General features: G+C 66.5%; 15 protein-coding genes. 7 read left to right on the top strand and 8 right to left on the bottom strand.

The window, feature by feature from the left end; genetic code table 11:
- The first annotated feature begins 65 nt into the window (after positions 1-65).
- Positions 66-209 (top strand): hypothetical protein, encoded by a 144-nt coding sequence (locus BCCGELA001_RS38885; RefSeq protein WP_236840727.1) that lies wholly within the window; start codon positions 66-68, stop codon positions 207-209.
- 287 nt (positions 210-496) lie between these two features.
- Here the strand turns inward: BCCGELA001_RS38885 and BCCGELA001_RS21735 are convergent, their stop codons facing one another.
- Positions 497-964 carry a winged helix-turn-helix transcriptional regulator gene (locus BCCGELA001_RS21735; protein WP_008548489.1) on the bottom strand — a complete coding sequence of 156 codons (468 nt, stop codon included), beginning with the start codon at positions 962-964 and terminating at the stop codon, positions 497-499.
- Positions 965-1,086: 122 nt separating this feature from the next.
- On the opposite strand from BCCGELA001_RS21735, the gene BCCGELA001_RS21730 reads away from it, so the two are divergent.
- Positions 1,087-1,860, top strand: a complete 774-nt coding sequence (locus BCCGELA001_RS21730; RefSeq protein WP_060737769.1) for a glucose 1-dehydrogenase — start codon at positions 1,087-1,089, stop codon at positions 1,858-1,860.
- Between the two features lie 67 nt (positions 1,861-1,927).
- Here the strand turns inward: BCCGELA001_RS21730 and BCCGELA001_RS21725 are convergent, their stop codons facing one another.
- Entirely contained in the window at positions 1,928-2,536 is a 609-nt protein-coding gene (locus BCCGELA001_RS21725) for an FMN-dependent NADH-azoreductase (protein WP_060736282.1), read from the bottom strand.
- Between the two features lie 83 nt (positions 2,537-2,619).
- On the opposite strand from BCCGELA001_RS21725, the gene BCCGELA001_RS21720 reads away from it, so the two are divergent.
- Entirely contained in the window at positions 2,620-3,042 is a 423-nt protein-coding gene (locus BCCGELA001_RS21720) for a winged helix-turn-helix transcriptional regulator (RefSeq protein WP_060736281.1), read from the top strand.
- Here the strand turns inward: BCCGELA001_RS21720 and dprA are convergent.
- On the bottom strand, positions 3,039-4,181 hold the full coding sequence (gene dprA / locus BCCGELA001_RS21715; protein WP_060736280.1) for a DNA-processing protein DprA: 1,143 nt from the start codon (positions 4,179-4,181) through the stop codon (positions 3,039-3,041). The two genes, BCCGELA001_RS21720 and dprA, sit on opposite strands and share 4 nt — an antisense overlap.
- Before the next feature lie 91 nt (positions 4,182-4,272).
- On the opposite strand from dprA, the gene BCCGELA001_RS21710 reads away from it, so the two are divergent.
- Positions 4,273-5,517 carry an amidase gene (locus BCCGELA001_RS21710; protein ID WP_060736279.1) on the top strand — a complete coding sequence of 415 codons (1,245 nt, stop codon included), beginning with the start codon at positions 4,273-4,275 and terminating at the stop codon, positions 5,515-5,517.
- On the opposite strand, the gene BCCGELA001_RS21705 is transcribed toward BCCGELA001_RS21710, so the two are convergent.
- The 4 genes from BCCGELA001_RS21705 to BCCGELA001_RS21690 all read right to left on the bottom strand — a co-directional run bounded on the left by BCCGELA001_RS21705 (position 5,509) and on the right by BCCGELA001_RS21690 (position 9,768).
- A complete protein-coding gene (locus BCCGELA001_RS21705; RefSeq protein WP_060736278.1) occupies positions 5,509-6,714 on the bottom strand; it encodes a patatin-like phospholipase family protein in 1,206 nt (401 codons plus the stop codon). The genes BCCGELA001_RS21710 and BCCGELA001_RS21705 overlap by 9 nt on opposite strands.
- Positions 6,715-6,869: 155 nt before the next feature.
- A complete protein-coding gene (gene plsY / locus BCCGELA001_RS21700; protein WP_060736277.1) occupies positions 6,870-7,466 on the bottom strand; it encodes a glycerol-3-phosphate 1-O-acyltransferase PlsY in 597 nt (198 codons plus the stop codon).
- 47 nt (positions 7,467-7,513) lie between these two features.
- Positions 7,514-8,815, bottom strand: coding sequence for a dihydroorotase (locus tag BCCGELA001_RS21695; RefSeq protein ID WP_060737768.1), 1,302 nt, complete (start codon positions 8,813-8,815; stop codon positions 7,514-7,516).
- 5 nt (positions 8,816-8,820) lie between these two features.
- Positions 8,821-9,768 (bottom strand): aspartate carbamoyltransferase catalytic subunit, encoded by a 948-nt coding sequence (locus tag BCCGELA001_RS21690; protein ID WP_008548449.1) that lies wholly within the window; start codon positions 9,766-9,768, stop codon positions 8,821-8,823.
- A 222-nt stretch (positions 9,769-9,990) separates the two neighbouring features.
- Between BCCGELA001_RS21690 and BCCGELA001_RS21685 the strand changes: the two genes are divergently transcribed.
- From BCCGELA001_RS21685 to BCCGELA001_RS21675, 3 genes are all read left to right on the top strand, one after another.
- A complete protein-coding gene (locus tag BCCGELA001_RS21685; protein ID WP_060737767.1) occupies positions 9,991-10,740 on the top strand; it encodes a M15 family metallopeptidase in 750 nt (249 codons plus the stop codon).
- A 25-nt stretch (positions 10,741-10,765) separates the two neighbouring features.
- Positions 10,766-12,409, top strand: a complete 1,644-nt coding sequence (locus BCCGELA001_RS21680) for an acyl-CoA dehydrogenase family protein (RefSeq protein WP_060736276.1) — start codon at positions 10,766-10,768, stop codon at positions 12,407-12,409.
- A gap of 147 nt (positions 12,410-12,556) precedes the next feature.
- Positions 12,557-13,321, top strand: coding sequence for a CPBP family intramembrane glutamic endopeptidase (locus tag BCCGELA001_RS21675; protein ID WP_008548428.1), 765 nt, complete (start codon positions 12,557-12,559; stop codon positions 13,319-13,321).
- Here BCCGELA001_RS21675 and BCCGELA001_RS21670 read toward each other — a convergent pair whose 3' ends face one another.
- Complete coding sequence (locus BCCGELA001_RS21670) at positions 13,322-14,245, bottom strand: AEC family transporter (RefSeq protein ID WP_060736275.1); 924 nt, start codon at positions 14,243-14,245, stop codon at positions 13,322-13,324.

The following is a 14,245-nucleotide window of genomic DNA, read 5'->3' as shown; positions in this document are numbered from 1 at the left end:
CCGCGGCAAGCGCGTCAGGGCGCTCGCGCAACGAGGAACCGGGAGAAGGCGGGGCAGATGAGGCGGTGGCCTTCATCGCCGAGCAGTCGGCCGCCCTGCGTCAGCTCGCCGAGCGCCACAAGCTGTCCGTGTTGCATTATTTATTGGGCATGACCCAGCTCGAGGCCGACGAGCATCTGCGGCTGCGGACCAAGCGCAAGCTGTCATGAGGGGCGCCGGGCCAATATCACCCGTCATCCTGAGGTGCGAGACATGCGACGCGAAGCGGCGCGTGGAGAGCCTCGAAGGATGAACGGACCCGGTGATGCAGCCGGGCCGTCGCCCTTCGAGGCCTCCGCTTCGCTCCGGCGCCTCAGGGTGACGGTGGTTAGATCTGAGCGCTCTGCTTCAACTTCGTCATTGCGAGCGTAGCGAAGCAATCCAGAATCCCTCCGCGGAAAGACTCTGGATTGCTTCGCTGCGCTCGCAATGACGGGGTGGTGGCAGTCGTGCTCCGTCAAGCTGACCGTCTGCGCGATGCCGACCGCGGCTTCAACGTGGTGTCCGCGGGGCTGAGCAGGCGGCCATCCTCCGCGCGCATTTCCAGCTTCTTCACCGGGCGCCCTTTCTCGCGATCGACCAGAATGGTCGCGATCTCCTCGGGGTGGTCGTCGAACTCCTCGCTCCATTGCCGCAGCGCGACCAGGATCGGAAAGGTGCCGCGGCCCTTTGGCGTCAGCACATATTCAGAATAGGCGCTGCCGTCGGAGGCGGGGGCGGTGGCCAGGATGCCGTGATCGACCAGCGCGCGCAGGCGCACTGATAGGATGTTCTTGGCCATGCCGAGCTTGTTCTGAAACTCGCCGAAGCGCCGGACGCCGAACAGCGCCTCGCGGATGATCAGCAGCGACCACCAGTCACCGAGCGCGTCCAGTGAGCGCGCGATCGGGCAAGCGTCACCCTCGAAGCTCGTTCGTTTCACCATCACCTTGGTCCTGTCGCGTTCGCACGGCGCCTGCGCCGATCACGCGCTTGTGTGGTTGCATCATAAAACTATATGCCCTAGATCGCAACCATAGTTTCATCATGCAACTACTGGAGGCGAACGTGAGACTTCAAGGTAAGACGGCCCTGATCACCGGCGGCAACAGCGGCATCGGGCTTGCGACGGCGAAACTGTTCGTGGCCGAGGGCGCCAAGGTGGTGATCACCGGGCGCAACAAGGAAACGCTGGACGCGGCCGCGAAAGAGCTCGGGCCGAACGCGCTCGCGTTTGCTGCCGACGCGACCGACATCGCCGCGACGGAAGCTGCGATCAAGCAGGGCGCGGAAAAGTTCGGCAAGTTCGACATCGTGTTCGCCAATGCCGGCATCGCCGGCGGCACGCCGCTGGGATCAGCGACGCTGGAGGTGTTCGAGAAGGTCATCAGCACCAACCTCACCGGCGTGTTCTTCACCGTTCAGGCCGCGCTGCCTCATCTCAACGACAATGCCTCTATCGTCCTCAATGGCTCCGTGATCTCGGTGCTCGGCATTCCCGGCTACTCCGCCTACGGCGCTGCGAAGGCCGGCGTGCGGGCGATGGCGCGGATCATGGCATCGGAACTGTCGCCGCGCGGCATCCGCGTCAACGTGGTTGCGCCCGGCGCGATCCGCACCCCGATCTGGGGTCCCGCGACCGCGACGCCGGAAGCCGAGAAAGCGTTCGAGAAACGGATCGCGCTGACGACGCCGCTCGGCCGCATCGGCGAAACCGATCACGTCGCCAAGACGGTGCTGTTCCTCGCCTCCGATGATTCCGCCCATGTGCAGGGCCAGGAGATCTTCGTGGACGGCGGCGCGGTCGCTTCTCCGAGCGGCGCGCCGATCTACCGGGGCTGATCGGTTGAGCGAACCTAGTCGGGCGCAACATTCGCGTTGCGCCCGACGGCGTAGCTGTGGCGAACGGCTAGGCCGCGCGCAGGCTCGTTGCCGACTGGAGCGCGCCGGCGATCGCCTTTTCGCGGTGTTCCGGCCCGACCTGGATGCCGTCGGCCGGAATGAATTCGACGTTGGTGATACCCATGAAGCCGAACACCCAGCGTAGATAGGTTTCGAGATGTTCGCCGGCCGCGTATGGCGTCTCCGCGCCGTAATAGCCGCCGCGCGAGATGGCCACGATCACGCGCTTGCCGCCGGCAAGACCCTGCGGCCCATTCGCTCCATAGCTGAACGTCTTGCCCGCAACGAGGATGCGGTCGATCCAGGCCTTGAGCTGGCTGGGAATGGTGAAATTGTACATGGGCGCGCCGATCACGACGATGTCGGCGGCCAAAAACTCGTCCAGCGCAGCCGCGCTCGCGGCGAGGTCGGGTGCAAGTTCCGCGGGCGCGGGTGCGCCTTGCGCGGCGGCCAGATGCGAACCGGAGAGATGGGCGAGGGGGGTCTGGGTCAGATCACGATAGGTGATATCGAGGCCGGACGTCGCCTGCCGGAGCCGGTCGACGATGGCGGCGGAGACCTGCCGGCTGACGGAGTGGGGGCCGAGGACGCTGGAGTCGAGATGGAGGAGTTTCATTTGGGGTCACCCTGGTATAAGTTTGTAACCAGCGCTACATGAGTGACTATAGAAATCCTCGCAAGAACGCACTTTTTTGAGCCATGGGCACATCTTTGAAACCTGCGAACATCAGTTTCCCTGCCACGCCGCGCCCCGATCCCGCGCCGCATCCCGACCATGCGGACTGCCGCGGGGTCGCCTCCGTGCTGTCGCGCGTTGGCGACAAATGGAGCGTGTTCGTCATCATGATGCTGAGCGACGGTCCGAAGCGCTTCAATGAGCTGAAGCGCATGATCAACGGCATCTCGCAGCGCATGCTGACCTTGACGCTGCGCGGCCTCGAGCGCGACGGGCTCGTCACGCGCACGATCTTTCCGACCCTTCCGCCGCGCGTGGACTATGAGCTGACCGATCTCGGCCGTGGGCTTCAGGAGCCAGTGAAAGCGCTCGGCGAGTGGGCGATCAAACACCAGGAGCTGATCGCGACGGCGCGGACGCGGTTCGACGCGCGGAACGAGACTTAGAGGAGAGACACCAGCCCGCCGCCATGACGTTCGAGCCTGCCGGCCAGCTCGAGCTCCAGCAGCACGGTGCGCACGATCGCGGGAGAGGCGCCGGACATCCGCACGAGGTCGTCGATTGTAACAGGGGCGGGGCCGAGCAGGCCGGTGATCTGGTCGCGGTCATGGCCTTGCGGATCGCTCTCGAACGGCTCGCTGTCGGGCTCTTCAGCCGGATGCATCAGCGGGCGCTCCATGATCGGCTGAACCGCATTGACGATGTCGGCGGCTTCTGTGACGAGCGTCGCGCCCTGCTTGATCAGATCGTTGGCGCCGGCGGCGCGCGGATCGAGCGGCGAGCCCGGCACCGCGAAGACTTCGCGCCCTTGTTCGGCGGCCATGCGCGCGGTGATCAGCGAGCCCGAGCGGTGCGCGGCTTCCACCACGACCACGCCGAGCGAGGCGCCGGAGATCAATCGGTTGCGGCGAGGGAAGTCGCGGGCGCGGGGCTCATGGCCGAGCGGCATCTCGGAGATCGCAGCGCCCTCGTGATCGAGGATCGATGTGAGGAGATCACCATGCTCGGGCGGATAGATGCAGTCATGTCCGCCGGCGAGCACGGCAATCGTGCCGCTCTCGACGCTCGCGCGATGCGCGGCCTGGTCGACGCCGCGGGCGAGGCCGGAAATGACGACGAAGCCGGCTTCGCCGAGCTCGCGCGCGAGCACGCCTGCGAATTTCAGCCCGGCGCCGGAGGCATTGCGCGAGCCGACGATCGCGATCATCGGCCGCATCAAGGTTTTCGTGTCGCCTCGCACGGCCAGCAGCGGCGGCGCGTCGTCGATCATTGCCAGCCGCGCCGGATAGCCGTCTTCGCCGGGCGCGCGCCAGGCGATGCCGAATTTGCGGCTTGCTGCTAGCTCGGCCTTGGCTTCATCGGCGCTACAGATGCGGCCCGATCGCTGTGCACCGCCGCGGCGCGCCAGATCTGGCAGCCGCTCCAGCGCAGCCCGCACGCTGCCGAAATGATCGACCAGCGAGCGGAAGGTGCGCGGGCCGACATTGTCGGAGCGGATCAGACGCAGGCGGTCGATCCGCTCAAGCTCGGTCAGCTCCATGCTCGGATTGATGGCGTCCACGGCGTCTCCTTGTGGGGACAGCATGGAACAACCTTGGGGCGTTGCGCAACAGCGGCGTGCGCTTGCGCGGCTTTGCTCCGATGCTAAAAGCGAAACCAATTAAGAAGGATGTGCCATGATCTCACTTGCCGACCTCCAGCGCCGCATCGAAGCGGGCGAACTTTCGCCCGATGCCGCCATCGCGCAGTCGCACGCGGCGATCGAGGCGAAGGAGAAGGACGTCCGCGCCTTCGTCCGTCATGACAAAACCGCCAAGGCGCAAGGCTCCGGCCCGCTGCGCGGCATCGCGGTCGGCATCAAGGACATCATCGACACCGCCAACATGCCGACCGAGATGGGCTCGGAAATCTATCGCGGCTGGCAGCCGCGCTCGGATGCGCCTGTGGTGATGATGTTGAAGCGGGCGGGCGCCACCATCATCGGCAAGACCACGACCACGGCGTTCGCCTCGCGCGATCCGACGCCGACGCTCAATCCACACAATCTGGGCCACACGCCGGGCGGCTCGTCCTCGGGCTCGGCCGCGGCCGTCGGCGCGGGCATGATTCCGCTGGCGCTGGGCACGCAGACCGGCGGCTCCGTGATCCGCCCCGCCGCCTATTGCGGCACGGCTGCGATCAAGCCGTCGTTCCGGATACTGCCGACGGTCGGGGTCAAATGCTATTCGTGGGCGCTCGATACGGTTGGTCTGTTCGGGGCGCGCGCCGAGGATCTCGCGCGCGGGCTGCTGGCGATCACGGGGCGCACCGAGTTCTCCGGCATCACCCCGGCCAAGGCGCCGCGCATCGGCGTAGTCAGGCAGGAATTTGCAGGCAGCGTGGAGCCGGCGGCGGAGCAGGGGTTGGAGGCTGCGATTCAGGCGGCGACGCGAGCGGGCGCCAATGTGCGCACGATCGATCTGCCCGCCTCACTGCAGGACGCCTGGCGCATCCATCCGATCATCCAGGATTTCGAGGCGCATCGCGCGCTCGCCTGGGAGTTTTCGGAACGCCACGACGAGATCGCGCCGATGCTGCGCGCAAGCCTCGATGCGACCGCCGGACTGACCCCGAAGGAATATGACGAGGCGCGCCGGATCAGCCGGCGCGGACGCCGCGAGCTCGGCCAGCTGTTCGAGGGCGTCGACGTGCTCCTGACCTATTCCGCGCCCGGCACCGCGCCGGCCAAGGAGCTCGCGACCACGGGCGATCCCCGCTACAACCGGCTGTGGACGCTGATGGGCAATCCTTGCGTCAACGTGCCGGTGCTGAAGGTGAATGGCCTGCCAATCGGCGTGCAGGTGATCGCGCGCTTCGGCAATGATCCGCTCGCACTTGCGGCGGCCTGGTTCCTGGAGGATGCGCTGGCGAAATCAGGCTAGCGCAGGTTCGCGGCGAACGGCCTGCTGATCACGCGCGGGCGCGTTGCCGTCTGCGCCTTGCCCGAGCCAGCGCTCGGCCGCCTCACGGCCGCTTCGGTGCAGCGCGCGAATGAAGCCGCGGCCGAGATCCGTGGAAGAGCGCTGCGCGAGGCCCTCGACGAAGTCTTCGGCCGCGATCCTGGACAGCCGCAGTGAAGGCGCGGCATGGGCCTGCGCCCATTCAAGCGCGGCGATCTCGGCGTTGAGCGCGGCGTTGGCCGCGATCTGGTCGAGCCGGCGGTCGATCGCTGCGAGCGTGATCGGCACGTAGCTGTCGCGTGCCGGCGTGACCTGGATCAGCAGGACATCGGGCGTCGCCGTTTCCTGCGCCAGGCGCAGCAGCGGCGGGTTGCCACCGAAGCCGCCGTCCCAATAGGCCTCGCCGTCGATCTCCACGGCGCAGTGAACGAGCGGCGGACAGGTCGAGGCCAGCGCGACGTCGGCGGTGATGGCGTCATTGCGGAATATCTGCTGCTGCCCGTCGCGGATTCGCGTCGCCGCGATCATGAGCTTTGGGCACCTTGCGTCGCGCAGGGCGGCAAAATCGATGTCGCGCGAGAGCGCCTGCCGCAGCGGATCGAGATCGAACGGATCGAACTGGCCGGAGCGCAGCGTCGGCCCGAACGCGACCGAGCTTCCGGCCGGCGAGAAGCCGCCGATCAGCATCAGCGAGCGGAATGAGGCCTCGTGCATCAGCCGGACCCAGAACCGGTTCAGCCGGGAGCGCGCGCCTTCCCGGCCGCCTTCGGCAAGGCCGCAAGCGAGCAGCAGCGCATTGATGGCGCCAGCGCTGGCGCCGCTGATGGTGTCGATCGCGATATCAGGCTCTTCCAGCAGCCGCTCCAGCACGCCCCAGCTGAAGGCGGCGAAGGTGCCGCCGCCCTGAAGCGCCAGCGAGAGTCTTCGCGGCGGCCATTGGCGGGCATGCGGCTGTACGGGCGCAATGGGCGCGGCCGTGGTCACGACCTCGACCGTCACGGGCGCTTTCGCGATTGGATCGGGTGGCGACACTGGCGGCAGAGCGGAAAGAGGATTTGGGGCGGGCGGCGAGGGCGCATCGGACCAGATATTGGTCGCCGAGAGCAGCCGGCTTGCTGCGGTGCCAGAAGCACCCAGCGAACCATCCCCGTCATGCGTGTCGACAATCTTCTCGCTCATTCTGAGCAACCGCCGCCATATCCGCTGTCACGATGACAGACCCGGAACTCGCTTGCCAATACAACCGTGATTCGGTCGCAAGTTGCGAACAGGATTTGGCATATAATGCAGAAGGAGCGCTTCGGTATCCGTAGATGCCCGGTTCGCGCAAAACGCTATGCCTTCTCGCCGATCCGGCTTTCCCTGCCACCTTGCAGGCGCTTGATGTTCTCGCGATGCGCGTAGAACAGCAGCAGCGTCAGCACTGCCGTCAGGGCCGACAGGGCGAGGTGCCCGAACCACCACAGGAAGATCGGCGTGATGAACGCCGCCACCAGCGCCGAGAGCGAGGAGTAGCGGGTGGTGAAGGCGGTGGCGAGCCAGAGCAGGCAGAACACGATGGCGCCGGGCCAGAACAGGCCGAGCAGGACGCCGATATAGGTGGCCACGCCCTTGCCGCCTTTGAACTTCAGCCAGACCGGGAAGAGATGGCCGAGGAAAGCGCCGAGCCCCGCCACCATGGCGGCATTGGGTCCTGCGATGTAGCCGGCGATCACCACGGCCGCGGTGCCCTTGAGCGCATCGAACAGCAGGGTGCCCGCGGCGAGGCTCTTGCGGCCGGTACGCAGCACATTGGTGGCGCCGATGCTGCCGGAGCCGATCGAGCGGATATCCTGCGTACCCGCAAGCCTGGTCAGGATCAGCCCGAACGGGATCGATCCGAAGAGATAGCCGATGACGAACGCCACCGGCAAAAATGCTTCAAGCGCCATGGCGGCAGCTCCAAAGGCCCAACTTCCAGGTCGAGCGATCTCGTACGTCAGACATGCTCATAGACCGTCCGGCCGCCGACAATGGTGCGCACCACGCGGCCTGTAAAGCGGGCCTCGTCGAACGGGGTGTTCTTGCAGGGCGATTTGAGGTCGGCGGGATCGACTACCCAGGGTGTGTCGGGGTCGATTACGATGACATCGGCCGGGCTGCCGGCGCGCAGGGTTCCGCCCGGCAATCCCAGCAGCTCGGCCGGCCGGGTCGACATCGCACGGATCAGCGTCTTCAGTTCCATCTCGCCATTATGCACCAGCCGCAGGCCGGCCGGCAGCATGGTCTCGAGCCCGACGGCACCGGGCGCGGCTTCGGCGAAGGGCAGGCGCTTGACCTCGACGTCCTGCGGATTGTGGTCGGACATGATGACGTCGAGCAGGCCGGAGGCGAGCGCGGCCACCAGCGCGCGGCGGTCGTCCTCGGTGCGCAGCGGCGGGGACAGCTTCAGGAACGAACGGTAAGGGCCGATGTCGTTTTCGTTGAGCGCCAGATGATTGATCGAGACCGAGGCACTGACGGCAAGGCCTGCGTCGCGGGCGCGCTGGAGGATATCGAGGGAATCGGTGCAGGTCAGCGAGGCCGCGTGATAGCGGCCGCCGGTCAGCGCAACGAGCCTGAGGTCGCGCTCCAGCATCACGGCTTCGGCGGCATTCGGGATGCCCATCAGGCCGAGCCGGGTCGCGAACTCGCCCTCGTTCATCACGCCTTCGCCGACGAGGTTGGGATCCTCGGTGTGATGTACGATCAGCGCGTCGAAATCTCGGCCGTAGGTCAGCGCGCGGCGCATCACCTGGGCGTTGGTCACGCTCCTGTCGCCGTCGGTGAAGGCGACCGCGCCGGCCGCTTTCAACAGGCCGAACTCGGTCATCTCCTGGCCGTGCAGGCCCTTGGTCAGCGCCGCCATCGGCTGGATGTTGACGATCGCGGTGTCGCGGGCGCGGCGCATCACGAAGTCGACCGTCGCCGAATTGTCGATGACGGGCGAGGTGTCGGGCTGGCAGATGATGGTGGTGATGCCGCCGGTCGCAGCCGCCTGGCTCGCCGAGGCAAAGGTCTCGCGGTGGCTGAGGCCGGGCTCGCCGACAAAGGCGCGCATGTCGATCAGGCCCGGCGCCACGATCTTGCCGGAGCAGTTGATGATGTCGGTGCCTTCGGGCACGCCGGCCGCGCCGATGCCGCGGCGGGTCTCGCGGATGGCGCCGTCGGCGATGAGCACGTCGCCGACGCCGTCGAAGTCCCTGGAGGGATCGACGACGCGGGCGTTAGCGAGCAGGATGGGGCGGCGATCGGTCAGCATCGGCATCACGCGTTCGGCAGGTTACGGGCGAGCGCTTCCAGCACGGCCATGCGCACGGCAACACCCATCTCCACCTGTTCGCGGATCAGGGACTGTGCGCCGTCGGCCACGATCGAGTCGATCTCTACGCCGCGGTTCATCGGGCCGGGATGCATCACGAGAGCGTCCGGCTTGGCGTAGGCGAGCTTCTTCTGGTCGAGCCCGAAATAATGGAAGTATTCCGATGAGGAGGGCACGAAGGAGCCGTTCATGCGCTCGCGCTGCAGGCGCAGCATCATGACGATGTCGGCGCCCTCCAGGCCCTCGCGCATGTCGCGCGCGACCTCGACGCCCATCCGCTCGATGCCGGGCGGCAGAAGCGTGGAGGGCCCGACGACGCGGACGCGGGCGCCCATGGTGTTGAGGAGGATGATGTTGGAGCGGGCGACGCGCGAATGCAGCACGTCGCCGCAGATCGCGACCACGAGACCCTCGATCCGGCCCTTGTTGCGGCGGATGGTGAGCGCATCCAGCAGCGCCTGCGTCGGATGCTCATGCGCGCCGTCGCCGGCATTGATCACGGAACCGTCGACCTTGCGCGCCAGCAGTTCCACCGCGCCGGATGCGTGATGGCGCACCACCAGGATGTCCGGATGCATCGCGTTCAGCGTCACGGCGGTGTCGATCAGGGTCTCGCCCTTGCGGATCGAGGACGAGGACACCGACATGTTCATGACGTCGGCGCCGAGCCGTTTTCCCGCGAGCTCGAACGAGGACTGGGTCCGGGTGGAGGCCTCGAAGAAAAGGTTTACCTGCGTCCGTCCACGCAGGACGGTGCGCTTCTTGTCAACCTGGCGGTTGAGCTCGACATATTCTTCGGACAGGTCGAGGAGGCCGCTGATGTCGGCCGCGGAAAGGCCCTCGATGCCCAGCAAATGCCGGTGGCCGAGGACGAAGGTCGATTTCGATGTCATTAAAAGCAGAGCTATAGGGGCGGATGGCGGGAGGAGCAAGGGGCAAACGGTGCGACGGGAGTTATCCCCTGATCTGTCGGTTTGGTCGCTGCGGCGTGGCCTGTCCCTACCTTTTCCGCCATGCCCGGGCTTGTCCCGGGCATCCACGATCTTCTATCGCATTTGACGCAAAAGAACGTGGATGGCCGGGACAAGCCCGGCCATGACGATGTGGGGCATTCCGTGAAAAGAATTCTGACAGCGTTCCTCGCCGCAGTGACGATCAGTGCAGCCCACGCCCAATCGCTCCCTGGCGGCTTCGTGTACCTGCGCGACATCGATCCCAGCATCATCCAGGACATTCGCTACGCCACGTCGAACAATTTCGTCGGCCGTCCGCTCGCCGGCTACGATGCCGGCGAATGCGTGGTGAAGCGGGAGGTGGGGCTGCGGCTCAAGGCGGTCCAGCAGGAGCTGGCGGTGCAAAATCTCTCGCTCAAGATGTTCGACTGCTACCGGCCGGCGCGGGCCTCGCTCGACATGGTGAAGTGGTCGCAGAACGGCCGCGAGCCGGCGGCCGAGCGGCGCTACAATCCGCGAATTCCAAAGACCGAGTTGTTCCGCCTCGGCTACATCGCGAGCCGTTCGCAGCATTCGACCGGGGCCGCGCTCGATCTCACGCTGGTCGATCTCAAGGCCGACAATTCCGCCAAATACGATCCCTCGAAGACCTATGCCGATTGCACGGCGCCGGTCGATGCGCGCGCGCCGGAAGGCAGTGTCGACATGGGCACCGGCTACGACTGTACCGACACCAAGGGCCACACTGCGGCGCCATCGATCAGTCCGGAACAGCGCGCCTGGCGCAAGCGGCTGGTGGCGGCGATGGCCGGGCAAGGCTTTGTGAACTATTCGAAGGAGTGGTGGCATTTTTCCCTGCCGGGGACAGGCGGGGCGGCCTATGATTTCCCGATCCAGCCGCGGCGGAACTAAAAAGTCCGCTCCGAGGAAGTACTCAATGACCCAGCCGAGCTTTGCGACCCACGAGGTCCTCAACCAGTCGCCGCCGTTCGAGGACGTCGACCTCTTCGCCGTCGATCGGCCGCTCATCGAGGCGGTCAAGGCCAATGGCGGCGCGTCGGCGGAACGCGAGCTGTCCGAATTCGGCAAGCAATGGGGCTCGGCGGCGATGGCCGATCGCGGGCGCGTCGCGAACGAGAACGCGCCGAAGCTGCGCAGCTTCGATGCCAAGGGCAATCGCCGCGATCAGGTCGAGTTTCATCCCGCCTATCACGAGCTGATGGCGCACAGCGCGCATGCCGGCGTCCACAATTCGACCTGGACGGCGGATGGAAAACCTGCGGGCGATGCCGCCGAGGTCATTCGCGCGGCAAAGTTCTACATGGCGGCGCAGGTCGAGACCGGTCATCTCTGCCCGATCACGATGACGCGCGCGTCCGTCGCGGCGTTGGCGATGCAGCCGGATTTGCTCGCGCGCGTGATGCCGGTGCTGTCGACCAGGAGCTACGACCCGAGCTTCGCGCCGTGGTGGGACAAGCGCGGCATGACGCTCGGCATGGGCATGACCGAGAAGCAGGGCGGCACCGATGTGCGCGCCAACATGACCCGGGCCGTGCGCGACGGACATGCCTATCGCATCACCGGCCACAAATGGTTCATGTCGGCGCCGATGTGCGATGCATTCCTGGTGCTGGCGCAGGCGGAGGGCGGCCTGACCTGTTTCTTCATGCCGCGTTTTGCGCCTGACGGCTCGGTGAATGCGATCCAGTTCCAGCGGCTCAAGGACAAGCTCGGCAACCGCTCCAATGCCTCGTCCGAGGTCGAGTTCGTCGGCGCCTATGCCGAAGCGGTCGGCGAGGAGGGCAAGGGCATCCGCACCATCATCCAGATGGTGCAGCTGACGCGGCAGGATTGCGCGATCGCCTCGGTCGGTCTGATGCGTTCGGGGCTCGCCCATGCGCTGCATCACGCCCGTCACCGCAGCGTGTTCCAGAAGCATCTGGCCGATCAGCCGCTGATGCAGGCGGTGCTGTCCGACATGGCGCTGCATGTCGAGGCGAGCACGGCGCTGGTGATGCGGCTCTGCCGTGCCTTCGACCGCACGGCGCAGGATGCGGCGGAGGCCGCCTATATGCGGCTGCTGACGCCCGCGATCAAATACTGGACTTGCAAGAGTGCGCCGCCGTTTCTCTACGAGGCGATGGAGTGCCTCGGCGGCAACGGCTATGTCGAGGACGGCATTCTCGCGCGCCATTACCGTGAGGCGCCCGTCAACGCGATCTGGGAAGGCTCCGGCAACGTGATGTGCCTCGACGTGCTCCGCGCGCTTGCGCGCGAGCCAGACGCAGCCTTGGCGGTGCTGCAAGCGCTGGCGGCCGAGACCAGGGGCTTGCCGGGGGCAGGCGAGACGGTGGCGTTCATCGGCAAGGCCTTCCGCCGCGCCGATGGTGAACGCGTCGCACGGCTCGCGGTCGAGAAGCTGGCGCTGCTTGCCGCGGCTGCGGCGCTGAACGGGGTGTCTGCGCACGGTGCGGAACTGTTTGCGAGCACGCGTCTCGCCGCCAATCACGCCAGCATGTATGGTGCGGTCGAGCTCGACGATGATGACGTGCGCGTGCTGCTGGAGCGGGCGTTGCCGTGAGCATGGCACTTGCTACCCACATCGTCATGGCCGGGCTTGACCCGGCCATCCACGTCTTGAGTCGCAGCGCGAAGAACGTGGATGCCCGGGACAAGCCCGGGCATGACGGTTCTTTCGACAGCTCGCCGGCCTAGTGAAAGCCTTGTGATGGACTCCCTCAATCCCGATTATCCGCCGCCGACTGTGACGCCCGCGACGCCGCGCGTCTGGATGTTCTGGGGCACGGCGCTGTGGGGCCTCCTGATCTTCTTCGCGATGTTCGTCGGGCAGATCGGCGCCATCGTTCTGCTGGTGGCGCAGCGCGGCCTGCCCATGGACCTCGCCTCGCTGCAACTCGTCGGCCGCGAGCCCCAGGCGCTGGCGCTGTCGGTGGCCATGGGTCTACCGGCGACGCTGGCCGCGGTCTGGCTCGCCATTCGCATCAAGAACGCGTCCTTCGTCGATTATCTCGCGCTGCATTGGCCGTCCTGGAAGCAGCTGCTGCTTGGTGTCGTCGGCCTCATCCTGATCGTGCTGGTCTGGGAGACGATGTCGCGCGCACTCGGCCGCGAGGCGACGCCGGGCTTCATGACCGATCTGTTGAAATCGGGCCGCGACAAGGGGGCAGCCCTGCTGTTGCTGTTCGCCTTCAGCGTGGCGGCGCCGATGTCGGAAGAGGTCCTGGCGCGGGGCTTCCTCTATCGCGGCTGGTCGGAAAGCTTCCTGCGGGTATCAGGCGCGATCCTGCTGTCGTCGCTGGTGTGGACCATCGTGCACCTGCAATACGATCTGTACTTCCTGGCCGAGGTCTTCTGCATCGGACTCTGGTTCGGCTACATGCGCTATCGCGCCAATTCGCTCTGGCTCACCACGGTGCTGCACGCGCTCAACAATCTGACCGCGGTGGTGTTGACGATGTGGCTGGGAAGCTGATCACGCCGCCAGCGCGATCGCGACCGGCATGGTGACGGCCGCAAAGATCGTCTGCAGCGTGATGATCTGCGCCAGCAGCGGCGCATCGCCGCCCATCTGGCGCGCCAGGACATAGGCGCTGGACGAGGTCGGCACCGCCGAGCAGATCGCGACGATCGCAAGGCTGTTGCCGGACAGCCCGAACCAGACGCCGAGCCCCATCGCGAGCGCGGGCATCAGCACGAGCTTGAACACGACGCCGAAGGCAGCCCCCAGGCTCGGGCGCAACAGGCCTTGGAGATGAAGGCCGGCGCCGGTGACGAGCAGGCCGATCGCGAGCGAGGAGCGGCTCAGCGCGTCCGCGACGTCGTGCCAGATCTTCGGCAGCGGCAGGTGCATCAGGTTGACCGCAAGCCCGATCGCGCAGGCCCAGATCAGGGGATTGCGGACCACCGTCATGACGATCGTGCCTGCCGACTGCTTCTCGGGCGCCGCGTAACGGGCGAGCACCACGACGCTCAACACGTTGACCAGGGGAATGATCGCGACCATCGCCACGGAGGCGAGCGCCAGCCCGACGTCGCCGAACATGTTGGCGGCGACCGACAGGGCGACGAAGGTCTGCCAGCGCGTCGCACCCTGGAAGATCGAGGTGAAAGCAGGGCCGTCGATGCCGAGCCGCGACAGGGCCGGGCGCAGCGCAAGGCACAGCAGCGACATCGCGAGCGCCGACAGCAGCAGCGCGCCGCCGACGCCGGCGACCGGCACCTTGGAAAGGTCGGCCCTCACCAGCGTCTGGATCAGCAGCATGGGAAACAGCACGAAATAGGTCAGCCGCTCCAGCCCGTGCCATTGCGTGTCGAGCTGCATCAGGCTGTGCTTCAGCACGATGCCGAGCACGATGAGGACGAACACCGGCAGCAGCGCCGCGATGACGACAGCCAT

Source organism: Bradyrhizobium sp. CCGE-LA001, assembly GCF_000296215.2.
Lineage (GTDB): Bacteria > Pseudomonadota > Alphaproteobacteria > Rhizobiales > Xanthobacteraceae > Bradyrhizobium.
Note: the sequence above shows the minus strand (reverse complement) of the source record. Positions and strands in the feature narration are given on the sequence as shown.